This window comes from Rhizobacter sp., assembly GCA_021153565.1.
Lineage (GTDB): Bacteria > Pseudomonadota > Gammaproteobacteria > Burkholderiales > Burkholderiaceae_C > Albitalea.
The window spans coordinates 1-25,133 of the sequence record JAJKJU010000127.1 but is presented as its reverse complement, the minus strand read 5'-3'; the positions used below and the strand labels follow the sequence as shown (position 1 = coordinate 25,133).

Here is a 25,133-nt window from a genome sequence, read left to right as displayed (position 1 = left end):
GTGATATGAGAACAACGAGATGAACCTCAGCAGCACCATCAAATCCATCCAGGACATCATGCGCAAGGACGATGGCGTCGACGGCGATGCCCAGCGCCTGGGCCAGCTCACGTGGATGCTTTTCCTCAAAGTTTTCGATCAGCGTGAGCAAGAGTGGGAAGACGACGCCAAAGAGAGAAAGAAGAAGTACAAGTCGCCTTTGCCCGAAGAGTACCGGTGGAGGAATTGGGCGGCATACTTGGCTGGCCAAGACGGGAAAACCAAGTCGCAGAAGGCCGGGAGTGAGCTGATCCCCTTTGTCAACAACGAGCTGTTCCCCAAGCTCAAGGAGCTCGACGCAAGCGTCAGCCCTCAGCACAAGGTGATTCGTGGTGTCTTCCGGGATGCCAACAACTACATGAAGTCCGGCACCCAGTTGCTGGCTGTGATCGAGAAGCTGGAAGAGGCCATCAACTTCCACGACTTCAAGACCCGCGCCAACCTGGGTGACGTGTACGAGCAGCTGCTCAACGACTTGCGCGGTGCTGGCAATGCGGGGGAGTTCTACACCCCGCGTGCCATCACCCAGTTCATGGCCGATCGGCTCAACCCCAGCCTGGCCAAACGCGAGATGGTGATGGACCCGGCCTGCGGCACCGGCGGCTTCCTGACTGCCGTCATCGACCACCTGCGGCACCAGGTCACGGGCAAGTCCAGCGCGGCGGAAAAGGCCGCGATCGAGGGCCTGATCCGCGGCATCGAAAAGAAGCAGTTGCCCCACCTGCTGTGCACCACCAATATGCTGCTGCATGGCATCGACGTGCCCAGCCAGATCGAGCACAAGAACACCTTGGGCATCCCCTGGAACGAGTGGGGTGCTCACGAGAAGGTCGACTGCGTCATCACCAACCCACCCTTCGGAGGCTACGAAGAGGATGGCGTGGGCAATACATACCAGGCCGACCTGCGCACGCGGGAAACCGCCGACATGTTCATGGCCCTCATCATCAAGAAGTTGCTGAAGCAAAACGGCCGCGCCGCGGTGGTGCTGCCAGACGGCTTCCTGTTTGGCGATGGCATCAAGGCCACACTGAAGAAGCTGCTGCTGCGCGACTGCAAGCTGCACACCATCGTGCGCCTGCCCAAGGGCGTGTTCGCGCCCTACACCACCATCAAAACCAACCTGCTGTTCTTCACCAAGGGCGCACAGGTGAACGACGGCGACGACCACTTCCACACCGACACCATCTGGTTCTACGAACACCCCTACCCGCCGGGCTACAAAAGCTACAGCAAGACCAAGCCCATTCGCATTGAAGAGTTCAAGCCCGAGCAGGACTGGTGGGGCAGCGAGGCCAATCACTTCGCCGACCGGGTGGAAAACGAGCTCGCTTGGAAAGTGGACTTCAAGACCAAGCGCGAGCAGGCCGAGGCCGCCGCCCAACCGCACTGGGTCCGCGCCGATCAGCTGAACAACCAGGCCAGCGCGCTGGAAGGCCAGATGCGCAGTCTGCGAGAGTCCGTCAAGGGTGTGAGCGATGCTCAACAGCGCAGAGCAGTTGAAGATGAAATTGAAATGCTGCGCCCGCAGAGCGAAGGGCTGCGCCTGCAAGCACGCGACGCCCAGGCCGCTGGCGACCGGCTCTACTGGCCCATCTACAACCTGGACTTGAAGAACCCCAACGCGCCAGAAGAAGAAACCCACGACCCCGACGTGCTGCTGGAAAAGTACAAGACCTTGCTTGGCCAGATCGAAGAGACAGAAAGCCAACTCAAGAGTGAACTCGCCGCCGCGTTGGCGCACCACTTCACCGCTGAGGAGCCTCAGGCATGAGCGGCACACCGGTCGAACCCACGCCACAGCTGCTCGGCGACATCCTCCAGCTCATCGAGCAAAGCCGCCACCAGTTGGCCAGTACGGTCAACAGCACGTTGACCTTGCTCTATTGGCACGTCGGCCAGCGCATCCGCACCGAGGTGCTGCAAGGCCAACGGGCGGGTTATGGCGAGCACATCGTCTCCGCACTGGCGAGACAGTTGGAGGCCGAGTACGGGCGCGGCTTTTCCGAAAAGAACCTGCGCCACATGCTGCGCTTTACCGAGGCCTTCCCCGACCCGAAAATTCTCTCCGCAGCGCGTAGACATTTGAGCTGGACGCACTATCGAGCCCTCATCTACATCGCCGAACCCCTCAAGCGCGACTTCTACCTGCAGATGTGCCAGCAAGAAGGCTGGAGCACCCGCACACTGCAAGAACGGATGGACTCTCAGCTCTTTGAGCGCACCGCGCTGTCGCGCCAACCTGCCGAGCTCATCACCCATGAACTGGCCGCCCTGCGCCAGACCGGCGAGCTGAGCCCCACGCTGCTGCTCAAAGACCCCTACGTGCTCGACTTTCTGGGCCTCAACGACCGCTACCTGGAGCGCGACTTGGAAGACGCCATCTTGCGCGAGCTAGAAGGCTTTCTATTGGAGCTGGGCACAGGCTTCAGCTTCGTCGCGCGGCAAAAGCGCATCCAGCTCGACCAGGACGACTTCTACATCGACCTGCTGTTCTACAACCGCCGCCTCAAGCGCCTGGTGGCCATCGACCTGAAGCTCGGCGACTTTAAGGCCGAATACAAAGGCCAGATGGCGCTGTACCTGCGCTGGCTTGCCAAACACGAGCAGGAGCCCGGCGAAGCCCCGCCGCTGGGCATCATCTTGTGCGGCGGCAAGAAGCGCGAGCAGATCGAACTGTTGGAGCTGGATGCCAGCGGCATTCACGTGGCCGAGCACCTCACGGCCCTGCCGTCCAAGGAAGTGCTGCAAGCCAAGCTGCACGAAGCCATCGCCCTGTCACGTGCGCGCTTGGAGAACCGCAACGGGGATGAAGCTTGATGGACGCTGCGCAGTTTCTGGCCGAGTTCGGCCACATCGCGAGTGCACCTGGGGGCGTGGCACGCTTGAGGGGGCTGGTGCTTCAGTTGGCGATTTCCGGACGCTTGACGCAACGCGTACCAGGCGACGTAGCTGCGGCCGATCTGATCGACGTGAACAGGCAACAGCAGAGAGCGCTGCTTGCAAAGAAAGCCCTCAAGCGGCAGCCCGATCCGTCAGTCGTCCAACCAAGCAATCACCCGTGGCTGTTGCCGGAGGGCTGGGCTTGGAGTCGTCTAGGCTATGTCACTAATTACGGCGATGCTCCCAAGATTGAATTCGAAGACGTATCCGAGGAGACGTGGGTGCTTGAGCTGGAAGATGTCGAAAAAGGGACATCGAGGCTCCTGTCGAAGGTCGTTGCTCGCGACCGTAAGTTCAAGAGCACAAAGAACGGATTCCCTGCTGGGGCCGTGCTGTACGGGAAGCTGAGGCCTTATCTCGACAAGGTGCTGATAGCTGACTCCCCCGGTGTCTGTACGACAGAAATCAGTCCGATCTCGTTCTTCGACCAGATCGAGGCTAGATATCTGCGTTGGTACCTCAAGTCCCCGTACTTCATCGCCTACGCCAACGGCTCAACCTACGGAATGAATCTGCCCCGGCTCGGGACTGACTCCGCCCGTGAGGCATTGTTTCCCTTCCCGCCTCAACGGGAACAATCCCGCATCGTCGCCAAAGTCGATGAGCTGATGGCTCTGTGCGACAAGTTGGAGAAGCAGCAGCAAGACCAACGCAAGCTGCAAAACGCCCTGCGCCAGTCCACCTTGCAGGCCCTCGCGAGCGCCGAAAGCCCGCACGAACTGCAAGAGGGCTGGCAACGCCTCCAGGCCAACTTCGCGCATTTGTTCCGTAAGCCAGGGGATGTGCGAGATTTCAAGGAACTGGTTCTCGACCTTGCGGTGAGTGGTCGCTTGTTGCCGACCCCAAGTGTCTCAACTCCTGCATCTGCGTTGATCGAAAAAATTGTGCGCGCCAGGGCTGAGTGGGCAGAGATCGCAGATGAGCAGGAGAAAAAGGAAGCGGTTGCCATGCTGAAGAAGCTGCGCACACAGCAGATAACCGTGCCCAGTGCGGCGGTGCCGAAACATTGGTGTTGGGCGTCATTGCTTCAAGTTTCCCAAGCCGTCGTCGATTGCCACAACAAGACGGCTCCCTATGTCCAGAAGGGCATTCATCTTGTCCGCACGACCGACATTCGTGATGGACAGATGGACTTGACCAAGACGCGGAAGATCTCTGAGGAGACCTATGCCTATTGGGCTCGGCGCATGCCTCCCAATTCTGGTGACATCTTTTTCACGCGGGAAGCGCCCATGGGGGAGGCCGCAATTGTTCCTGAGGGCGAGCGCGTCTGCCTAGGACAGCGAACCATGCTCATCCGGTTGTTTCCGAAGCTGTTCAGCAACCGGTACCTCTTGTATGTCATTCAAAGTCCTAGCTTCCAGTCTCGTATGACCGAGGCTGCAATTGGCATGACGGTGAAGCACCTCCGTGTTGGTGGCGTCGAAGACTTGGTTATCCCTGTTCCACCACGCGGCGAGCAGGACCAGATAGTCGAGATCGTGGATCGATTATTTGAGCTGTGCGACCACCACGCAGAACGTCTTGGCAGAAGCCTGCGAGTCGCAGCAAACCTTGCAACCGCTACCGTTGCTGCGCTCACCGGCGTTGCTGTCGGCGCAGAAGAGGAATCCCCAGTGAAACCCCCACAAACAGAACTGATCGCCCCGCTGCGCCTGGGCACTGCACCAGACGTCAAAGCCCAGGCCCCGCTCGCCACCTTGCTGGCCCGCAACAACGGCGAGATGTCGGCCCGCGACCTGTGGCAACGCTTCGGCGGCGAGATCGACGCTTTTTATGCGCAGCTGAAAACCGAGGTGGCGCATGGCTGGGTCACCGAACCCGAGGTGGCCGAGATGCGCACCAAGGCTTTGGAAAAAGCAGAGGCCTGAGCATGCAGTTGCGACATCTGGCGATCCCTAATTTCCGCAACCTGCGTGGGGTGGTCATCGACTTCGCTACGCATCTCGAACCCAGGTTGGGTTCCGCGAGCGCGGCGGCACCCAAGGCCATCCGCAGCCACGCGCTGATCGGCCAGAACGGTACCGGCAAGTCGAACCTGATTGAGGCGCTGATCACCGTCTTTCGCGACCTGGACCTGGACCGGGATGCCGCGTTCGACTACACGCTTGAGTATGAAATTCGCGGGCACGTCGTGCGTATCCAGGCCGATCTGGCCAAGCAGCGGCGGCCTTTTGTGTGGGTAGACGGCGACCGGGTCAGCCAAGACTATCTGAACAAGAACGACCCGCCGGAGAAAACACCACGCGACGAGCGCCGCGGCCCACGCCTGCTGCCCTCGCACGTGTTTGCCTACTACTCGGGCCGCAACGAGCGCATTGAGGGGCTGTTTCAAGAACACCAGAAGCGCTTCAACCGGCTGCAAGAAGTCACCACCGACGAAGTGTTGCCTGAGCAACTGCTGGCGAACTTCAAGGCCAGTGAAGCCGACATCCGCGCCATCGAAGAGGCCAAGCAGCGCCGCGAGACGCGGATTAAGCAGGCCGGAGACGACCGCCTGCGCCGCCTGTTTTATTGCCGCGGCGGCCACAGCCAGCTGGTATTGCTGGCCTGCCTGCTGTCAGACGATCCAGTGTTCCAGAAGGTGCTGAAGAACCTGCACATCGAATCGCTGGAGTCGGCCTTGTTCGTGTTGAAGGAGCCTTACCGCCTGCGCGAAAAGCGCCGCAATGGCAAGTTCGACGAAGTGGAGTTGAACGAGGGCGACCCGCGTTTCTGGTACGCACGCGGCAGCGTGGTGAGCGAGTTCATGAACAGCTTGTGGCAGGTAGCCTGGGCGCCCATTGAGCAGGAAGTCACTCAGCAGATCGACTTCCGCGGTCGCACAGAGAAGCAGCGCCAGCTGTACCTCTACGTGCCCACTCAGGCCAAGCTGCAGGAGTTGGGCCGTCTGGTGGGTGGCACCGACAGCTTCTTCCGCTACGCCGAGGGTGCCTACATCGGCGACCTGATCGAAGAAGTGCGCATCACCGTCAAGAAGCACGTGGAAGGAAACGATGGGCATGACGGCAAGGTGGGCTTCACGCAGCTCTCAGAAGGCGAGCTGCAAATGCTGACCGTGCTGGGGCTGATGCGGATCACGCGCGAAGACCACTGCCTGTTTCTGCTCGACGAGCCGGACACGCACTTGAACCCGATCTGGAAGCTGCGCTACTTCGACGATATCGAAGGGGTGCTGAGCCAAGATGGTGGCGCCTTGATGCAAGGAGCCTCGCAGGTGCTGATCACCACCCACGACCCGATGATGATCGGCAGCCTTCAGCGCGAGCAGGTGCACATTCTGCGCAGGCAGGCAGATCGCACGGTGGTGGAAACGCCTGACGAGCACCCGCAGGGCATGGGCGTGACGGGGTTGCTGAAGAGCGAGCTGTTTGGCCTGTCGTCCACGCTGGATATCGAAACCGAGCGGCGCCTGTTTCGCCGCAATGAGCTGTTTGTGAAGCAGCCACGCACGGCGGAGGAAGACGCCGAGTTGACCAGGCTGTCGGCTGAGTTGGCCGACCTTGGCTTCTCGACGGCCGATTTTCGCGACCCTGACTACGCCTTGTTCGTGCGCAAGATGGCGCAACACCGCAAGTTTCGAAAACCAACGCTCAGCCCGGAAGAGCAGGCTGAGCAGAACGAGGTGGCAGACGAGATCATTGAAGAGATCCTGCGCGAGGAGGCCGCCAAGTGATCTACATCGACCTGGAACACAAGAAGCCGACTGACAGCGACATACCTGGATGGAGGCCGTGGACTCAGGAGCAATGGGATGCTTGGCTCGCGAAGTCTGCGGGTTTAGTTACCGAGATGGCGGCTTTGCAGGCTGCGGGCAGGCGGGGTGAGCGCAATGCGCTGATCGATGCCAACAGTGCGCATTGGGGCGCGCTCAAGCAGTGGCTGCTGGCGCTGTCAGGCGGGAAGTGCTGGTTCTCTGAGGTCCGCGATCTCTACTCGCATTACGACGTCGAACACTTTCGACCCAAGAAGGCGGCTCGGACTTTGGACGGCACCGAGCGCGATGGCTACTGGTGGCTGGCTTTCGACTACATGAACTTTCGAATCTGTGGGAACGTCGGCAACCGCAAGAAGGGTGGCTGGTTTCCCCTGCAGCAGGGTTCGCTTTGTTCAGCGTTCGCTGTGCGCTGCGAGGAGTCTGAGGCCCCCTATCTGCTCGACCCGATTGATGACGACGATGTATCGCTGATCGCGTTCGATGAGGAGGGGAAGCTCATTCCGATGCCAGGCAGTTCTCAGTGGGAGAAAGAACGTGTTTGCGAGACGGTCAAGCGGCTCAAGCTCAACGAGCATGTGTACTTGGCGGAGGCACGCCGGAGTGTCTGGCAAAAGGTCGATGCACTGATTGAAGACTTTTTGACTGCGAAGGCCAAGTGCGCGGCTGGGAAGAACCCGGCGGCGAAGGCCAAACTTCTTGAGGTGCGTGCCAAGGTGCGCGAACTGACCCACAGGTCGGCAGAGCTATCCTCGGTGGCGCGATGGTGCCTCCAGGTTCGCAACGAGCCGCAGTTGTTGAAGCTCGTGGCTTGAGGAGAATGAGTGCCCATACATCACGCCGTTTGGCGGGTTGGCGATCAGCCGGCGCCACTGATGTCCAGCCGACCGTCCAGCGAGCAGCAGCTCGAAGACATGATCGTCAGGAACCCGAGGATTCTGTCCAGGGAGTGGATGTTGATCGGCCGCCAGGAGGTTACGTTGCACGGTGGGCTGTTGACCTGCTGGCGATTTCACTTGGCGCGTCTCAATGAGGGCGACGACGTCGGAGATCCCTGAAGAAGCGCTGAAACCCGGAATCGCCAGGATTCATGCGGGTTTGCGGGTGGCAATTGGGTCGGCGTGAGACGCCGTGAAACCTCACATCAGAACAATGTCGTAATGCTCCGGCGATCCCGTCGCCTCTGCCTGCAATGAAATCGGCTTGCCGATGAAGTCGCTCAAGCCCGCCAGATGCTGGCTCTCTTCATCGAGCAGCATCTCCACCACCGACGGCGCGGCAATGACTCGGAATTCCTTGGGATTGAACTGCCGCGCCTCGCGCAAGATCTCGCGCAGGATGTCGTAGCAGACACTGCGCGGCGTCTTCACCTGCCCCTTGCCTTCGCAGATCGGACACGGCTCGCACAGCATGTGCGCCAGGGATTCACGCGTGCGCTTGCGGGTCATCTCCACCAGACCCAGTTGCGTGAAGCCACTGACCGTGATCTTCGTGCGGTCCCTCGCCAACTGCTTGCGAAACTCCGCCAGCACCGCCGTCTGGTGCTCCTCGCGCGCCATGTCGATGAAGTCGACGATGATGATGCCGCCCAGGTTGCGCAACCGCAGTTGCCTTGCAATCGCACCGGCCGCTTCGAGGTTGGTCTTGAAAATCGTGTCGTCGAAATTGCGTGCCCCAACATAACCACCGGTGTTCACGTCGATGGTCGTGAGTGCTTCGGTCTGGTCGATGATGAGATAGCCGCCCGACTTCAGATCCACGCGCCGTGCCAATGCGCGCGCTATCTCTTCGTCAATGTTGTACAGGTCGAAAATCGGTCGCTCGCCCCTGTAAAGCTCGAGCTTGCTCACCGACGTGGGCGTGAAGGTTTCGCCGAAAGCCTTGAGCGCATCGAACTGCATCTTCGAATCGATGCGGATCGATTGCGTGTGATCGTGCGCCAGGTCACGCAGCACGCGCTCCATCAAGCTCAGATCCTGATGCAACAAGGTCCCAGCGGGCGACTTGAAGCTGCGCTCGCGAATCGACATCCAGGTCTTGCGCAGGTAGCCGATGTCATCAGCCAGTTCTTCGTCGGTCGCTTCTTCCGCGTTGGTGCGCAGAATGAAGCCGCCGCCCCCGCCATCTTGCGGCTTGCCCACGAGCACGGCCATGCGGCTTCGAAGCTGATCACGCAGTTCGGGCGAACCGATCTTTTGTGAGATGCCGATGTGGTCGTCCTGCGGCAGGAACACGAGCAGGCGGCCTGCAATGCTGATCTGTGTGGACAGCCGCGCGCCCTTTGTGCCGATCGGGTCCTTGATGACCTGCACGGTCAGCGTTTGGCCTTCGAATATGAGGCGCTCGATGGGGGTTTGTGGAGCCGAGCCCTGGTCTGCGCGCGGCGTGCCGCCGTTCACGTGGACGTCTGCCACGTGCAGGAAGGCCGCGCGTTCGAGCCCTATGTCAATGAAGGCGGACTGCATGCCGGGAAGCACCCGGGCCACTCGGCCAGCGTAGATGTTGCCGACGAGACCCCGCTCCAGCGTGCGTTCGACGTGAAGCTCTTGTATCGCGCCATTCTCGACGACGGCGACTCGGGTTTCCTGGGGTGCCCAGTTGACGAGGATGTCTTGCATCAGAAACGAACGTCCGCTTGTCTCATCAGTTGAGCCGTCTCGTACAGGGGCAAACCCATGATACCGGAGTAGCTCCCCTCGATGCGGCTGATCCACGCACCCGCCGCGCTCTGGATGGCATAGGCGCCGGCCTTGCCGAAAGGTTCGCCGCTCGCGATGTAGCGGGTGATGTCATCGTCTGTCAGCGGTGCGAAGTGCACACGCGAAACGTTCACAAGGATCTCCGTTCGCCCTCCCCAGGCGAGCGCGACGGCAGTGATGACTCGATGGCTACGATCGGAGAGCAGCGAAAGCTTGTTGCGGGCGTCATCGGCATCGGCGGGCTTGCCGAGGATGCGGCGGCCGATAGCGACAGTGGTGTCCGAACATAGGATAGGAGCCTGCGGCAACTTGCGGCGTTCAAGTCGCTTCCTGGCCGCGTCGAGCTTGGCGAGCGTCACGCGTTCGACGTAATGAATCGGCAGCTCGCCGTCGATCACGGCTTCTAACGATTCGGCATCTTCGTCGGGATCGGCGAGGAGTAGCGCATGGCGCACGCCGAGTTGCTCGAGCAACTGGCGGCGGCGTGGACTTTGCGATGCGAGGTAGATGAAGTCGTGGGTCATTCGCGGTGGTAGGGGTGATTCACCATCACGGTCCAGGCGCGATACAAGGCCTCGGCGAGCAGCACGCGCACGAACGCATGCGGCAGCGTGAGATCGGACAAGCGCATCGTTTCATCTGCCGTCGCCTTCAACTTTGCATCGAGCCCGTCCGGCCCGCCAACCAGCAGCACCGAGTCGCGCCCGTCGTTCATCCAGGCCTTCATGCGCTCGGCCAACTGCACGGTCGTGAGACGCGTGCCGCGTTCGTCGAGGACGATGCGGCGCGCCCCCTTGGGGATGCCGGCTTCGAGGCGAGAAGCCTCCGCCGCTATCAACTGCTCGGCAGTTTTCGACCCACGCGGTTCGGCCTTGACGGCCTTCAGCTCCAGCCGCATTTCCGGCGGAAAGCGCTTCGCGAAATCATCGTAGGCAGTGTCGGCCCAGGCCGGCTGGCGCTGGCCGACCGCGACCAGGAGCAGCTTCACGGCGGCGGTTTGCGCTTCACCAGAGCGTCAACCGCGAGACGAAGTCTTCTTCGCGGCGACTTTCTTGGCAGGCGCTTTCTTGGCAGGCGCTTTCTTGACCGGCGCTTTCTTGGCAGGCGCGTTCTTGGCAGGCGCCTTTTTGACCGGCGCTTTCTTGACTGGCACCTTTTTGACTAGCGCTTTCGCCGCAACAGTTTTTGCAGCAGTACTCTTCACGCCCACTGTGCGCGTCACGCCGCTCCGGCTGGTTGCAGCCTTCTTCGCGGTGGCCTTCTTCGCCGTAGCCTTCTTGGCAAGCGCCTTCTTGGCAGGCGCCTGCTTCGCCGCGGGTGCCTTCGAAGCCGACGCCTTGGCAGCAGCCGATTTCTTCGCCGTCGCCACAGGCTTCGAAGCCGGCTTCTTCGCCGCCGCCTTCTTGGCGGGTGCCGGCGCTTCTTCGGCCTTCACGAGCCTCACCGGCTTGTCGTCGATCTTCATCTTGACCGGCTTCTCACCCCAGATCTCTTCGAGGTGGTAGTAGTCGCGGATCGACGGCTGCATCAGGTGCACAACGGCGGCGCCACAGTCGACGATGATCCATTCGCCGTTTTCTTCGCCCTCGGTGCGCGTCACCCCGAAACCCTTGGTCTTGACGGCATCGCGTACGCTGGCAGCGAGTGCCTTGGTCTGCCGGTTGCTGGTTCCCGAGGCGATGATCACGCGCTCGAAGAGCGGCGACAGGTGCTCGGTATTAAAGACCACGATGTTCTGGCCCTTCACGTCTTCCAGACCATCGACGATGGCGCGTTGCAGTTTACGAATGTCCATTCAATTCCTGGGGATGCCTCGGTAGAGGTGGTGTCGATCAATATAGCTTGCGACGAGGTCGGGCACCATGTCGGTGTAATCCCGGCCCTCGTTGGCGTTTTGGCGGATGGCGGTGGCAGAGATGTCGATTCGGGGAAGTGGCAACGCAACGACACGGTGTGGTGTGGCGGTCACTTCCGCGCTCGCTTGGGGCCATTGTCCACTGCGGCTCGCGACGGCGATGGTCACACGTTGAAGCAACTCGGGCCAGTCGCGCCATGTGTGCAGGTTGGCGTACTGGTCCTGGCCAATGATGAGGAACCAATCGGCATGCTCGACCGCGTCGAGTTCGCACACGGTGTCGATGCTGTAGCTCGCGCCGGTGCGATCGAGTTCGCAGGTTTCGAGTTTGAAGCGGGGTTCGTCGGCGATGGCGAGTGCGACCATGGCCTTGCGGTCTTCCGCGTGGGAGATCTGGCGAACTTTCTGATAAGCCTGCCCGGTCAGCACCCAGCGCAACTCGTCGAGCTTCAAATGATCGAGCGCGACGCGGGCGAGTGCCACGTGTGCGTTGTGAGGCGGGTCGAAGCTTCCCCCGAAGAGTCCGATGCGCCTCACCTGCAAACCTCGCAGAGCGGGCAAAGCGAAGCCCGTGCATCGTGAGCCTGTCGAAGGAGCCCACGCGGACAGGAAGAATCCGTGGACACGATCCGCTTTGCCCATCCTGCCGCGAGCCGGTCAAGCATGCGCGGCCCAGTCGCGCGGGCGCAAGAAATCGCTGTACAGCTTTGCCTCGGGGGTTCCCGGCTCAGGATGCCAGTCATAGCGCCATTTCACGATCGGCGGCATCGACATCAGGATGGACTCGGTGCGCCCCCCCGACTGCAGGCCGAAGAGCGTGCCGCGGTCGAAGACGAGGTTGAACTCGACATAGCGCCCGCGCCGATACGCCTGGAAGTCACGCTCGCGCTCACCGTAGGGCATGGTCTTGCGACGATGCACGATCGGCAGGTACGCCGTCAGAAACGCATCGCCTACCGCGCGCATCATCGCGAAGCTCTGCTCGAAGCCCAGCTCCGAGAAGTCGTCGAAGAACACCCCGCCGATGCCGCGCGGTTCGTCGCGGTGCTTCAAGAAAAAATATTCGTCGCACCATTGCTTGAAGCGCGGGTACTTGTCGTCGCCGAAGGGCGCGAGCGCATCGCGGTTGGTGCGATGGAAATGTGCCGCGTCTTCCTCGAAGCCGTAATAGGGCGTGAGGTCCATACCGCCACCGAACCAGGTCACGGGCTCTCGATCGGCCGGCATCGCAGCAAGCAAGCGCACGTTCATGTGCACAGTGGGCACGTACGGGTTGCGCGGGTGGAACACGAGCGACACGCCCATTGCCTCGAAAGGCGCCCCCGCCAACTCGGGCCGATGCTGCGTTGCCGACGGCGGCAGCACCTTGCCCTTCACGTGCGAGAAGCTGCACCCACCGCGTTCGAGAAACGCGCTGTCTTCGAGCAGGCGCGACAAGCCCTCGCCTTCGAGCTTGCCGCCCGGCTCGCGCGTCCAGTGGTCGCTGCGAAATTTCGCGCCGTCTTCGGCCTCCATGGCCGCGACGATACGGCCTTGCAGGTCCAGCAGGTAGTCGCGAACTTGTTGAGTGCTCATGGGGTACTTTCGTGCTGCGCGTTCCGGGGGCGGCCCGGCGGGACATTTCATCAGCGCTTGATCGCCCGGTGGCCGATGTCTTGCCGATACTGCGCGCCATCGAAATTGACGCCCTGCAGGACCTCGTAGGCTCGCTGTTGCGCCAGCTTGACCGAGTCACCGAGGGCAGTCACGCACAGCACGCGACCACCCGAGGTCACCACGTCGTTGTCTTTCAAGGTCGTGCCGGCATGGAACACCATGGCGTCAGCCGATGCCGCCGGCAAGCCCTTGATGACATCGCCCTTGCGCGGATTGAGCGGGTAACCGGCTGCGGCCATTACCACGCCCAGGGCCACGCGTCGGTCCCACTTCAGATCGACCTGATCGAGCGTGCCATCGGTCGCATGCATCAGCACGTCAAAAAGATCGCTCTTCAGCCGCATCATGATCGGCTGCGTCTCCGGGTCGCCCATGCGGCAGTTGAATTCCACGGTGCGCGGGTCGCCGTTCGAATCGATCATCAGGCCGGCATAAAGGAAGCCGGTGAAGGGAATGCCGTCCTTCGCCATGCCCTGGATGGTCGGCATCACGATCTCGTGCATCACCTTCGCGTGCACATTGGGCGTGACGACCGGCGCAGGCGAATATGCACCCATGCCGCCGGTATTGGGCCCCTGGTCGTTGTCCTGCAAGCGCTTGTGGTCCTGGCTGGTGGCGAGCGACACCACGTGCTTGCCGTCACACAGCACGATGAAGCTGGCTTCCTCACCCTCGAGGAAATGCTCGATCACCACCCGGGCGCCACCGGCGTTGTGCGCAACGCCGAGCTTGTCGTCGAGCAGCATCCAGTCGATGGCTTCGTGCGCCAGTTCCAGCGTGGTGGCCACCACCACGCCCTTGCCCGCCGCGAGACCGTCGGCCTTGATGACGATGGGCGCGCCGTGCTTGTCGACATAGGCATGCGCCAGTTTCGCGTCGCTGAAGGTTTCATACGCGGCCGTTGGAATCTTGTGCCGCTTCATGAACTCCTTGGCGAAGGCCTTGGAGCTTTCGAGCTGCGCCGCAGCCTTGGTCGGGCCGAAGACGCGCAGGCCGCGCGCGCGGAAGACATCGACGACGCCGCCGGCGAGTGGCGCCTCGGGGCCCACCACGGTCAGCACGATCTTTTCCTTCTGGACGAAGTCGGCGAGTTCGTTGAAGTCCGTCAGAGGGACGTTGTGCAGGCGATTGTCGAGCGCGGTACCGCCGTTGCCGGGGGCCACGAACACGGTCTGAATCTTGGGCGAATCCAGCAGCTTCCAGGCCAGGGCATGTTCGCGCCCGCCATTGCCTATCACCAGGACCTTCATCCCGGCCTCCGATGATCTGCCTCTGGGTCGCCGTGGACGCCCTCGGGAGGCAGCGAACGAATATGAACATGGGGGCTCATTGGTCCATCTCGGCGTTGTGGAAAACGTCTTGCACGTCGTCCAGGTCCTCGATGACGTCCAGCAGCTTCTGCATGCGTTGCGCGTCTTCACCCGCGAGTTCGATGGTGTTTTCGGCCCGCATGGTCACTTCGGCCATGTCGGGCTTCAGGCCCGCGGCTTCGAGGGCCAATTTCACCTTCTCGAAGTCCGGCGGTGCGCACAGGACCTCGATTGCGCCGTCGTCGTCGGTCACCACGTCTTCAGCGCCGCCTTCCAGCGCCACTTCCATGACCTTGTCCTCGTTCGCGCCGGGCGCGAACACGAACTGCCCCACGTGCTTGAACTGGAAGGCCACCGAGCCTTCGGTGCCCAGGTTGCCGCCGTGCTTGCTGAAGGCATGCCGCACTTCGGCGACGGTGCGCACGCGGTTGTCGGTCATGCAGTCGACGATGATGGCCGCGCCGCCGACGCCGTAGCCCTCATAGCGGATTTCCTCGTAGTTCACGCCTTCGAGGTTGCCCGTGGCCTTGTCCACGTTCTTTTTGACCGTGTCGGCGGGCATGTTCGCGGCCTTGGCCTTGTCGATGGCCAGCCGCAATCGCGGATTCATGTTGGGGTCGCCGCCGCCCTGGCGAGCCGCAACCATGATTTCACGAATGATGCGTGTCCAGACCTTGCCGCGCTTCTCGTCCTGGCGGCCCTTGCGGTGCTGGATATTGGCCCATTTGGAATGCCCGGCCATATGACTCCTCTGGCACGGACCGCTCTGGCATCGGCCCGTCGTGTTGTTCGATAGACTGCAATTTTACTTGCCAGCTCACGGAGTTCTCATGGCCGACCCGATCCTGATCGCCAAGCACGACAAGTCGGAGGCGTTTTTGCTGCCTTCGCTCGCCAACAGACACGGGCTGATCACCGGCGCCACAGGCACCGGAAAGACCATCACGCTGCAGAACCTGGCGGAAAACCTGAGTCGCATCGGCGTGCCTGTCTTCATGGCCGACGTGAAGGGTGACCTCACCGGCATCACGCAGGCGGGCAAGATCAGCGACAAGCTCGCGGGCATCCTGAAAGAACGCGGACTCGACGCGCCCGAATCGGCCGCCTGCCCCACCACGCTGTGGGACGTCTTCGGCGAACAAGGCCACCCCGTGCGCGCCACCGTCAGCGACATGGGGCCGCTGCTGTTGTCGCGCATGCTCGCACTCAATGAAACGCAGCAAGGCGTGCTGCAACTCGTCTTCAAGATTGCCGACGACGCCGGGCTTCTGCTGCTGGACCTGAAAGACCTGCGCGCCATGCTGCAGCACGTGGGCGACAACGCGGCGGACTTCACCACCGAATACGGCAACGTCAGCGCGGCCAGCATCGGCGCCATCCAGCGCGGGCTCTTGCAGATACAGGAGCAAGGCGGCGACAAGTTTTTCGGCGAGCCGATGCTCAACATCGCCGACTTCATGCAGACCGACGGCGGCAAAGGCGTGATCAACATCCTCGCCGCCGACAAGCTGATGAACAGCCCGCGGCTCTATGCCACGTTTTTGTTGTGGATGCTGTCGGAGTTGTTTGAGCAACTGCCCGAAGTCGGTGACCTCGACCAGCCCAAGCTCGCCTTCTTCTTCGACGAGGCCCACCTGCTGTTCAACGAGGCGCCCAAGGCTCTGGTCGAGCGCATCGAATTGGTGGTGCGGCTGGTGCGAAGCAAGGGCGTCGGTGTGTACTTCGTGACGCAGAACCCGCTGGACATTCCCGATTCTGTGCTGGCTCAACTGGGCAACCGCGTGCAGCACGCCCTGCGTGCCTTCACGCCGTGCGATCAGAAGGCGGTGAAGGCGGCAGCAAGCACGATGCGGGCGAATCCCAAGCTGGACATCGAAACGGCCATCACTGAACTTGCGGTCGGCGAGGCGCTGGTGAGCTTTCTCGACGACAAGGGCCGACCGAGTGTGACTGAGCGCCTTTTCGTGCTGCCGCCGGGCAGCCAGATCGGGCCGATCACGGCCGATCAGCGCAAAGCCTTGATCGCGAACTCGCTGGTGGCTGGGGTGTATGAGAAGACGGTGGACCGGGAGTCGGCCTACGAAAAGCTGAAGGGCCGGGCGACAGCAACACCGCCGCAGGCACCTGCACCTTCGCGAGAATTTCCCACCGAACGCGGTCAGGCCGCGCCGGCCTCCACCACTTCGTCCGGCGGCAGCTGGCTGAGCGACGTTGCTGGTGGCCTTTTGCGCGGCTCAGGTCGAAAAGACTCGGTGCTGGAAACGGTGGCGAAGTCGGCAGCGCGCTCCATCGGCTCGACCGTGGGCCGCGAAATCATCCGCGGGGTGCTGGGAAGCATCCTCGGCGGCGGGACGTCCCGGCGTCGATAGAGCAATCGCGCATGGGCTGAAAGGCCCCGGCATGAGGGCCTGAGAGGCTGATGCCAACCCATACGTCCGGGTTTCACACACGCACGCTGCGAACTCCCACTTTTTTCCGGCGCGTCTGAAGCGTTGCCGGAAAAAGATTCTTCATTGACTGAAGGATCCCTAAAGACTACCCCTTTCAAGGTCTTGTATTGGCTCCTCTCCCCCCTGGGGAGAGGTTGGGTGAGGGGCTGCGGTGATGGCAACCCATGGCTCTATTCGCCGCCCCATGCCCTCACCCCAGCCCTCTCCCAGAGGGAGAGGGAGCGAAGACCTTGAAAGGGGTGCCCCTAAAGACTTCAGGCTTGCCCAGGAGTCTTTAGGGCAAGCCATTCCGGCACATCACGCGTGGAACTTTCCATCGAGCAGGCACGACCGTTGCCGAAGGAACTCGCCTTTAAAGGTGGACCACCGGGCAGCTCGTTTTTGAAGTAACCACCCCTTTTCGTTTTGGGAGTTCCGCTCATGAAGAACTTAAGGACATTGATGCCTTTGCTTGGACTTGCAGCAGCGTTGGCTGCTCCGCAAGCACAGGCAGCAGTTGGCGACGACTTCTTTGTTATGAACACTGGCGACCTCATCATCCGATTCGAGGGCTCGGATGCGGGCTACAACAGCCTGATCAGCGTCAACAGTTCGCCGGAGATCTTTCCTAACCACAGCACCCCCATCGGCACCGAATACAACCTCGGAAGCTTTGCGGCGGGGACAAGGCTTGACGTGGTGCTCCATGTGCTGAACACGGGGCTGTTCTTCCACACAGGCAATGGCATCGGCAACATCGACGCCATGGCGCATGCGAACGTGTTCACCGACCTCACCGGCCGTACCTTTGTGAGCTTCGAAGACCTGGCCGGCGGCGGAGATATGGACTTCAACGACCACATGTTTTCGTTCGCCACCGGCACCGTGGGCGTGATTCCCGAGCCCTCGTCGCTTCTGCTCACCTTGGCCGGACTCGGCGTTCTCGGTTTTCTGTTGACGCGCCTGCGGAACGAGGACTCCTGAGAGGCCTCGCGGAGCCGGGCGATGAAGCGCCCGGCTTTGTTGGTTGTTCACCGATCTGCGGGAACACACGAACACGCGTTGATCCTTCCGGGTTGAGCGACACTTCCTTTTCGCCGATCCACGCTATCCGTACAGGCTGGGTTCGTCTCCCCTGGGAAAGGGAGCAACACAAGGTCACGGAAGGACCGTCATCTGGATCGCCGGCCTCGACATCACCCGCGCCTGCGCATCCACGCTTGTCACGATCCCGCTCGCCACGAAGCTGCTTTGCGTGTCCGGCTCCATCGCTGCGACCACAAGGTTCGCCAAGGGCTGCTCCAAGGGCACGTAATACCCACCGGCTTTCACCTCCATCAATGCCGGCACGGTCTGCACCTTCACGCGCACCACCGCGCCGCCATCGGAAATCGTGCCCCTTACGTCTTGCCTCACGCCCGACTCCCGCGAAATCTCGCGGTAAGCCTCTGCCCGCAAGTCGCCGTCGTCGTCCAGTTGCTGCACCGTCACGCCCAGCCCGCGCAGGCGCATCACCGCCTCGGTTTGATCAGACGACAGCCAGTAGCCGCAAGGCCTCAGGCGTTTCTTCACCTTGCGCAATTCCAGGGCCGAGTCCCAGGCCACATTCAGCGGTTTGTCAGCGCCAGTCTGCGGGTCGAGCATCTGCAGCACATATTCACTTGGCGTGGCCGCCGCCTCGACGACCATTTCGCCCTGGCAGGCCTGGGACGCCACGTCCTGCTCGACGAAGGCACGCAGCTTCGCGAGGTCGGCACCGCGCGTCGCCGTGCTTTGCAGGATGCTGGTCACTGCCGTGATGTGGGTGAACACCCGGCGCTTCAAATGCAGCCGCCCGATACCCGCGCCGCGCGTCTCGATCAGAAAACTTACCGCATTCCTCAGCCCGTTGACGTTGCGGGCCGTGTCTGGTTGAACGCCACCCATTGACACATTCTTGTCGTTCAGGTCGGTGGAGGTCGTGTAGTACCACTCGCTCGTCAGTCCTTCGGCTTTGAGGCTTGCCAGCAAAGGCTGCCTGAACCACTCCTCGGATGCCTTGGTGATGAAGGGCGGCAGGTTTGCCGTCATCGCGTACTGCACCAGCGCGTCGAACTTCTGCACCGCAGCGAACTTCTGCATGTAGCGTCCGACCACCGAGTACTCGTGCAAATCGACCACCACTGCCGGGTGGTATTCGCGATTGAGCTGTGCCTGCGCCTGCGCCTCGGGCGTCTTGAGCAGCAGGTGGTCGCGGTTCATGTCGATGCCACTGGCTGTCAGGCGATTGCTGTCGCGCGCACCGTCCGGGTTGGCGCGCGGCAGCAAGACCACGTTGATGTGATCGAGCAGTCCCTCGAGCTTGCCGCGCGCGAGCTCTTGCGCGACGACGAGCAATGCTTCGCTGCCCGCAGGTTCGTCGCCGTGCTGCTGGCCGACAAGCATGACGGTGGGCCGGTTTGACTTGGCGACCGCGACAGCGTCGGTGTCTGCAAGACGCGTGAAGAGCAGAGCCTCGATCGGCACGCCGGTTTGCGAAGTGTCGAGATGCAACAAGCGGATCGTCGCGCGGTCGTCGCGACCGTCACGCACGAGGCTGCGCAAGAGGGTTTGGATTTCAGCGTTGGTCGTGAAGCCGGGATGGCCTGGCGCGAAGGCGGGCGTTGGCAGGCCCCCCACAGGATCGGGAAACCGCGCCGCCACTGCTGCCGAGTACGGCATCGGCTCTGCAGGCGGCGCCGAAGGCGCTGGCGGTGCATCGGGCACCACCGGTGCGATGGGCGCGATGGGCGCGATGGGCGCGATGGCCACGGTGTGCAAAGGCCGCACCGGGAGCATCGGTGCCGGATCGCGCATGGGCTCGGCACAAGCGAGCAGAGTGCTCGACAGGCCGAGCAACACCAACCATCGCGTGCGGAAAGACAAAGCGAAAGACACCATCACCGAACTCCCTGGCCGGGCACGACTTGCACGGGCTGGCAATATAAGCCTCCGGGGTGCTGACATCCCCGGGGTTTCTCCCGGGCAGCGCGTGACGTTCACGTCGCCATGCACACGCTCCACGATCAAATTCGACGTTTCATCGCACGGCAGCGGCGCCGCGAAGGGCCGAGGGGCACAGTTCACCCATCGAGTGACCCTCCAAGGACTCCGCCATGCTGACCCAAATCATCCAACACGCTCCCACCTGGGTGTGGGCCCTTCTCGCCGGGCTCATCGCTCTGGGCATCTCACAAACCTTCCCGCGCTCGATGACGATCCGCCGCGCGACGATCATTCCGGTCGCGATGGTCGCCCTATCGGTCTTCGGCGTGACCTCGGTCTTCGGTGCGCACGCTGTCGCCACGGCAGCATGGGCCGTCGCCCTGGCGACCGCTGTCGCACTCTCAGCCGCCGTCGGCGCTTGGCGCGGCATCGCCTGGTCTGCTCAAGACCAGCGCCTGCAAGTCCCTGGAAGCTGGTGGCCGCTGATGCTGATCCTCGGCATCTTCACGACCAAGTTCGGCGTAGGCGCGACAATCGCCATGCACCCGGCCTTGGCCCATGACCCGCTCTTCGGCGCGGTGGCAGGCCTCGCCTACGGCAGCTTCGCCGGGGTCTTCCTCAGTCGAGGCGTCGCGATGTGGAAAGTGGCTCACGAGGCTTTGACCGCAAGCGCCTGAGAGGCTGAGAGGCTGAGACAGAATTGCCCCGATGCTTCCCACCGACGTCTTGCCCCGTCGCGACCGCCGCCTGCAGCGCTTTCTCTTTCGCGGCGCGCGCAGCATGGTCATCGGCCTCTTCATCGCGGGCATCCTGACCCTCGTCTATCACCACAACTTCTGGCCGACGCTCATCTACTCGCTGTGCATTGCGCTGGGCTGCTGGTTCTTCATCGATTCGGGACGCGTCGCGGTGGCAGGGTGGGTGCATCGCAAGCAACCCGAACACGGCGCCTACGGGCAGTGGCCAGGGTGGATCTGGATGATCCTCATCATCCCCATCGGCACAGTCATCGGCTACACCTGCGGCAACGCGCTCGGCAACTGGATCACGGGGTATGACAACCAGGGCATCGTGGACCTGCGCGGGCATGGCGACAAGTTGCCTGTGAGCAGGATTTACGCGCATCTCTTCAAGGCGATGTAGGCCGCAACGACCATTCCATCGAAACCCGCGCACGCCGCCGCGTCCGCAGGAAGATCGCATTCGCCATCCATGCCTTCGTGTTCGTGATGATGGTTATCGTGGCGATCAGCGCGGCGTTCCCGCTGTTCCTGATCGCCCGCCAAAGGCGCATAAAAAAGCCCGGCTGAAACCCGGGCTACAAACACAAGACTCCCTCTCCCCCGTGCCGTGAGAGGGTTGGGGGTGAGAGGGTCGCTGCGTTCACCCGCCGTCCATTGCTCCCATCAAACTTCGATCAATGGCGACGACGACTCCGATCGTCTCCACGTCCGCCACGATCCCCATCCCAGCGGCGATCACGCCACTCATGCTCATGCCAGCCGCCATGATGGCGGTACCCCGTCCGGTAGTACCCACCGGCATAGACCACCGGCGCCGGCGGGTAGTAGGCGGGGCCTTGAACCACCACTGGCACCGGCCGGTAAACCACCCGCGGGGGCGGCGGGGCGTAGTAAACCGGCTCTTGCACATAAGCCGGAGGCGGCGGGGCGTAATACACCGGGGCCGGCGCATACGCCGGCGCGTTGGAAATCACTGTGCCCACCGGCGGCGCATTGATGCCAACCGACCAGTAAACATTGCTTGCTGCCTCTGCCGCAGTGCCAGCCAAGGCGCAACCAAGGGCTGCAAGGGCAATGGCGATTTGCTTTTTCACGGTTTGCTCCATTTCCGCGCAAGCTTGGCGCGTCTCCCTCCAAACGCCGACCCGGGTGTGCGCCGTTGACGCCCCGAGCCTGTCACAAGGTAAGGGAGCGTTTCAGCTGTGAAGGTTCAGCCCTTCGCGCGAACATCCGCGCGGGCGCCCTGATCGACCCATGCGCCGATAGAATGGCCCGCACTCCCCGAAGCCCCCCTCTGCAAGGGTCTCACACAGGCCTCTTCCCCATGAATTCACCCAAGAACAGCGCGAGCGCCGCCGAGCCGGAGCACAAGCCCAGCAACTTCCTGCGCCAAGTCATCGAGCGCGACTTGGCCCAAGGCACCTACGCGAGCCGTAAATGGGGCGGCCAACCTGGCGATGCAGCGCATCATGAACAAGGTCAACCCGACCCGGCCAAGATCCGCACGAGGTTCCCGCCCGAGCCCAATGGCTATTTGCACATCGGCCACGCCAAGAGCATATGGCTCAACTTCGGGCTGGCCCAGGAGTACGGGGGCGTGGGCCACCTGCGCTTCGACGACACCAACCCCGAGAAAGAAGAGCAGGAATACGTCGACGGCATCATCGAAGTGGTGAAGTGGCTGGGTTACGACTGGAACGTCAATGGCACCAGCCACCTGTACTACGCCAGCAACTATTTCGACTTCATGTACCGCGCGGCCGAAAGCCTGGTCGAAGCCGGCCTGGCCTACGTGGACGAGCAAACGCCCGATGAGATGCGCCACAACCGCGGCGACTTCAACACCCCGGGCACCAACAGCCCCTTCCGCGACCGCTCGCCGCAGGCCAACCTCGAACGATTCCGCGAAATGCGCGACGGCAAGCACGCCGATGGCGCGATGGTGCTGCGCGCCAAGATCGACATGGCCAGCCCCAACATCAACCTGCGCGACCCGGCCATCTACCGCATCAAGCATGCAGAGCACCACAACACCGGCAACAAGTGGTGCATCTACCCGATGTACACCTACGCGCACCCGATCGAAGACGCGCTGGAAAACATCACCCACAGCATCTGCACGCTGGAGTTCGAAGATCAGCGGCCCTTCTACGACTGGCTGCTGGAGCGACTGGCCGACCTGGGCCTGCTGAAACACCCGCTGCCCAGGCAGTACGAGTTTGCTCGGCTCAACCTCACCTACATCGTGACCAGCAAGCGCAAGCTCAAGCAGCTGGTGGACGAAGGCCATGTGAGCGGCTGGGACGACCCGCGCATGCCCACCCTCGTCGGCCTGCGCCGCCGCGGCTACACACCCGAGAGCCTGAAGCTGATGGCCGAGCGCAGCGGCGTCAGCAAGGCCGGCGGGTGGATCGACTATTCGTCGTTGGACATCGCGCTGCGCGATGACCTGGAAAGCAAAGCGCCGAGGGCGATGGCGGTGCTGGACCCGATCAAGATGAAGCTCACCAACTGGGCGGATGTGTTTGGAAGCGAAGCGCATCACGAGGCGTGCAGTGCGCCGGCGCATCCGCACCTGCCGGAGTTGGGTGTGCGGCAGTTCAGCCTTGGGCCTGAGGTGTGGATCGAGCGTGATGACTTTGCAGAAGTGCCGGCGAAGGGATTTTTCCGGCTGTTCCCGGGGAACAAGGTGCGACTGAAGTACGGGTACGTGGTCGAGTGCACGGGGGCTGAGAAAGACGCATCGGGTGCAGTGACGGCCGTGCTCGCGAAACTCGTGCCCGACACGAAAAGTGGCACACCTGGCGCGGATGCGGTGAAGGTCAAGGGGACCATCACGTGGCTGGGCGTTCACGACGCGCTGGCTGCGGAGATTCGGCTGTATGACCGCTTGTTCACCGAAGGGCAACCAGATGCGGGCGGGCGGGATTTCTTGACGGTGTTGAACCCCAATAGCAAGAAGATAGCGGCGGGGTTTGTGGAGCCTTCGTTGGCGTCAGCGGAAGCGGACGCCAAGTTTCAGTTCGAGCGACACGGATACTTTGTGGCAGATCGGAAAGATCACGTCAGAGGCAAGCCAGTGTTGAATCGAGTGACAGCGTTGAAAGACAGTTGGGCGAAGTGAAGCGCGGCACTTCACGTCGCACCTCCAGGTAGAAGCACACTGCGTTCAACTTCCGACCGGCTCGCGCATGGTCACGAACTCCTCAGCTGCCGTCGGATGCACGCCGATGGTCGCGTCGAACACCGCCTTCGTTGCGCCGGCTTTCAGCGCCACCGCGAAGCCCTGAACAATTTCTGCGGCTTCGGCGCCGACCATGTGCAAGCCGACGACTCGATCGGTCGCATCGTCGACCACCAGCTTCATCAACGTGCGCTCGGCGCTGCCCGACAAGGTGTGCTTGAGGGATCGGAATTCGCTCAGGTAAGTGCGCACGACGCCGTGCCGTTCGCGCGCCTCGGCTTCTGTGAGCCCGACGGTGCCGATGCTGGGGTGGGTGAACACCGCCGTCGGAATGAAATCGTAGTCCATGGTGCGGCGGCCATGGCCGAACAACTGGTCGACCACCACCATGGCTTCGGCCAAGGCCACGGGCGTCAATTGCACGCGATCAATCACGTCGCCCACGGCGTAGATGGATGGCACGCTGGATCGGTAGTGCGCATCGACCACCACCTCGCCGCGCAAGCCCAGCTTGACGCCAAGGTCTTCGAGGCCCAGACCGCCGGTGTTGGGAGCGCGGCCGGTGGCGTAGAGCAAAGTGTCCGCATTGAGCATGCTGCCGTCGTGCAGGCTCACGCGCAAGATGCCACTCTGCTCGCGCTCGATGTGCTGGAGGTGAGTAGCGAGTCGCACGTCGACACCCTTCTTCTCCATCTCGACCGCGACAAAGGCAGCGATGTCCTCGTCGAAGCCGCGAAGAAGCCGTGATCCACGCACGAGCTGCGTGACCTGGGCGCCCAAGCCGCGAAAGATCGATGCCATCTCGCAGGCGATGTAGCCCCCTCCGACGACCACCAGCCGCGTCGGAAACCTTTCCAAGTCGAACATCTCATTGGAGCTCACCGCGTGTTCGCCGCCCGGCACCTCGGGAATGGTGGGATGCCCGCCGGTCGCCACGAGGATGTGTTTTGCAGCAAAGTGCTGACCGTTCACCTCCACCTCGTTCGGCGTCACGATCCGCGCCCTGCCCCTCACCAAGGTCGCACCTGCAGCTTCGAGTACGGCGCCGTATGTCATGTTGAGCCGCGAAATCTCCTTGGCCCGGTTGGCCTTGAGCGTCTCCCATTCGAACTTTGGCGCCTGCACCGGCCAGCCGTAGCCGTGCGCCTCGTCGAAGGATTCCGCATAGTGCGCGGCATAGCTGTAGAGCTTTTTCGGGATGCATCCGAGGTTCACACAGGTGCCGCCCAGCGCCGCCACTTCGGCGATCGCCACCTTGGCGCCCCGCTGCGCAGCCAGGCGCGCGGCCCGCACGCCGCCGCTGCCGGCGCCGATGACTAATAAATCAAGTTCCTGTTCTGGCATGTAGCTTCTCCTGAGAGGCTGGGAGTATTTCGAACGTGTCCGAGTAGCACGTCAAAAGGCGCCTGATCGAGTGTCGCGTCAAGCCACAAATGCCGGCTGCTCGCTTGCTCTCGAAGCGCATTGCGGCGTTGCGCCTCCTCGCCATAGCGACGGCTGCACTAAACCGCTGAGGCGGTAGCCCTGCCGCCCAGGCCGGGGCCGCTTGCATGGCGCGGTAGTCCTGGCGCTCCGGTTGGAGAACGATAGAGAGGC

21 protein-coding genes are annotated in these 25,133 nt (G+C 62.3%); 10 read left to right on the top strand and 11 right to left on the bottom strand.

The window, feature by feature from the left end:
* The first annotated feature begins 19 nt into the window (after window positions 1–19).
* Genes AC30NL_RS07805 through AC30NL_RS07785 form a run of 5 tightly spaced genes read left to right on the top strand, consistent with a single transcriptional unit; the run spans window position 20 to window position 7,512 of the window.
* Window positions 20–1,813, top strand: a complete 1,794-nt coding sequence (locus AC30NL_RS07805) for a type I restriction-modification system subunit M (RefSeq protein ID WP_489463441.1) — start codon at window positions 20–22, stop codon at window positions 1,811–1,813.
* Complete coding sequence (locus AC30NL_RS07800; protein WP_489463440.1) at window positions 1,810–2,859, top strand: PDDEXK nuclease domain-containing protein; 1,050 nt, start codon at window positions 1,810–1,812, stop codon at window positions 2,857–2,859. Before AC30NL_RS07805 ends, AC30NL_RS07800 begins: the two co-directional genes overlap by 4 nt.
* On the top strand, window positions 2,859–4,853 hold the full coding sequence (locus AC30NL_RS07795; RefSeq protein ID WP_489463464.1) for a restriction endonuclease subunit S: 1,995 nt from the start codon (window positions 2,859–2,861) through the stop codon (window positions 4,851–4,853). Before AC30NL_RS07800 ends, AC30NL_RS07795 begins: the two co-directional genes overlap by 1 nt.
* A 2-nt stretch (window positions 4,854–4,855) precedes the next feature.
* A complete protein-coding gene (locus AC30NL_RS07790) occupies window positions 4,856–6,658 on the top strand; it encodes an AAA family ATPase (protein ID WP_489463439.1) in 1,803 nt (600 codons plus the stop codon).
* A complete protein-coding gene (locus tag AC30NL_RS07785; RefSeq protein ID WP_489463438.1) occupies window positions 6,655–7,512 on the top strand; it encodes an HNH endonuclease family protein in 858 nt (285 codons plus the stop codon). Before AC30NL_RS07790 ends, AC30NL_RS07785 begins: the two co-directional genes overlap by 4 nt.
* A gap of 324 nt (window positions 7,513–7,836) precedes the next feature.
* Here AC30NL_RS07785 and rng read toward each other — a convergent pair whose 3' ends face one another.
* The 8 genes from rng to AC30NL_RS07745 all read right to left on the bottom strand — a co-directional run bounded on the left by rng (window position 7,837) and on the right by AC30NL_RS07745 (window position 14,959).
* Complete coding sequence (gene rng, locus AC30NL_RS07780; protein WP_489463463.1) at window positions 7,837–9,318, bottom strand: ribonuclease G; 1,482 nt, start codon at window positions 9,316–9,318, stop codon at window positions 7,837–7,839.
* On the bottom strand, window positions 9,315–9,920 hold the full coding sequence (locus AC30NL_RS07775) for a Maf family protein (RefSeq protein ID WP_489463437.1): 606 nt from the start codon (window positions 9,918–9,920) through the stop codon (window positions 9,315–9,317). Before AC30NL_RS07775 ends, rng begins: the two co-directional genes overlap by 4 nt.
* Complete coding sequence (gene rlmH / locus AC30NL_RS07770; RefSeq protein WP_489463436.1) at window positions 9,917–10,384, bottom strand: 23S rRNA (pseudouridine(1915)-N(3))-methyltransferase RlmH; 468 nt, start codon at window positions 10,382–10,384, stop codon at window positions 9,917–9,919. Before rlmH ends, AC30NL_RS07775 begins: the two co-directional genes overlap by 4 nt.
* A 27-nt stretch (window positions 10,385–10,411) precedes the next feature.
* Window positions 10,412–11,191: a ribosome silencing factor gene (gene rsfS, locus AC30NL_RS07765; protein WP_489463435.1), complete on the bottom strand. Its 780-nt coding sequence runs from the start codon at window positions 11,189–11,191 to the stop codon at window positions 10,412–10,414.
* A complete protein-coding gene (gene nadD / locus AC30NL_RS07760) occupies window positions 11,192–11,893 on the bottom strand; it encodes a nicotinate-nucleotide adenylyltransferase (protein WP_489463434.1) in 702 nt (233 codons plus the stop codon).
* A 15-nt stretch (window positions 11,894–11,908) separates the two neighbouring features.
* Entirely contained in the window at window positions 11,909–12,826 is a 918-nt protein-coding gene (gene hemF / locus AC30NL_RS07755) for an oxygen-dependent coproporphyrinogen oxidase (protein ID WP_489463433.1), read from the bottom strand.
* 50 nt (window positions 12,827–12,876) lie between these two features.
* Entirely contained in the window at window positions 12,877–14,157 is a 1,281-nt protein-coding gene (gene purD, locus AC30NL_RS07750) for a phosphoribosylamine--glycine ligase (protein WP_489463432.1), read from the bottom strand.
* A gap of 76 nt (window positions 14,158–14,233) precedes the next feature.
* Window positions 14,234–14,959, bottom strand: coding sequence for a YebC/PmpR family DNA-binding transcriptional regulator (locus AC30NL_RS07745; RefSeq protein WP_489463431.1), 726 nt, complete (start codon window positions 14,957–14,959; stop codon window positions 14,234–14,236).
* Window positions 14,960–15,047: 88 nt separating this feature from the next.
* Here AC30NL_RS07745 and AC30NL_RS07740 point away from each other — a divergent pair, with 88 nt between their 5' ends.
* Window positions 15,048–16,586: a helicase HerA-like domain-containing protein gene (locus AC30NL_RS07740; RefSeq protein WP_489463430.1), complete on the top strand. Its 1,539-nt coding sequence runs from the start codon at window positions 15,048–15,050 to the stop codon at window positions 16,584–16,586.
* Between the two features lie 501 nt (window positions 16,587–17,087).
* Window positions 17,088–17,630, top strand: a complete 543-nt coding sequence (locus AC30NL_RS07735; protein WP_489463429.1) for a PEP-CTERM sorting domain-containing protein — start codon at window positions 17,088–17,090, stop codon at window positions 17,628–17,630.
* Between the two features lie 174 nt (window positions 17,631–17,804).
* Here AC30NL_RS07735 and AC30NL_RS07730 read toward each other — a convergent pair whose 3' ends face one another.
* Window positions 17,805–19,565, bottom strand: coding sequence for a M14 family metallopeptidase (locus AC30NL_RS07730; RefSeq protein ID WP_489463428.1), 1,761 nt, complete (start codon window positions 19,563–19,565; stop codon window positions 17,805–17,807).
* A 215-nt stretch (window positions 19,566–19,780) separates the two neighbouring features.
* Between AC30NL_RS07730 and AC30NL_RS07725 the strand changes: the two genes are divergently transcribed.
* Both AC30NL_RS07725 and AC30NL_RS07720 read left to right on the top strand, forming a co-directional pair.
* Window positions 19,781–20,287, top strand: coding sequence for a DUF6622 family protein (locus AC30NL_RS07725; protein WP_489463427.1), 507 nt, complete (start codon window positions 19,781–19,783; stop codon window positions 20,285–20,287).
* Between the two features lie 31 nt (window positions 20,288–20,318).
* On the top strand, window positions 20,319–20,753 hold the full coding sequence (locus AC30NL_RS07720; protein ID WP_489463426.1) for a hypothetical protein: 435 nt from the start codon (window positions 20,319–20,321) through the stop codon (window positions 20,751–20,753).
* Between the two features lie 274 nt (window positions 20,754–21,027).
* Here AC30NL_RS07720 and AC30NL_RS07715 read toward each other — a convergent pair whose 3' ends face one another.
* Window positions 21,028–21,447, bottom strand: coding sequence for a hypothetical protein (locus AC30NL_RS07715; RefSeq protein WP_489463425.1), 420 nt, complete (start codon window positions 21,445–21,447; stop codon window positions 21,028–21,030).
* A gap of 230 nt (window positions 21,448–21,677) precedes the next feature.
* On the opposite strand from AC30NL_RS07715, the gene AC30NL_RS07710 reads away from it, so the two are divergent.
* Window positions 21,678–23,477 carry a glutamine--tRNA ligase/YqeY domain fusion protein gene (locus AC30NL_RS07710; protein WP_489463424.1) on the top strand — a complete coding sequence of 600 codons (1,800 nt, stop codon included), beginning with the start codon at window positions 21,678–21,680 and terminating at the stop codon, window positions 23,475–23,477.
* Between the two features lie 45 nt (window positions 23,478–23,522).
* Here the strand turns inward: AC30NL_RS07710 and gorA are convergent, their stop codons facing one another.
* Window positions 23,523–24,881 (bottom strand): glutathione-disulfide reductase, encoded by a 1,359-nt coding sequence (gene gorA / locus AC30NL_RS07705; RefSeq protein ID WP_489463423.1) that lies wholly within the window; start codon window positions 24,879–24,881, stop codon window positions 23,523–23,525.
* Window positions 24,882–25,133 lie beyond the last annotated feature (252 nt).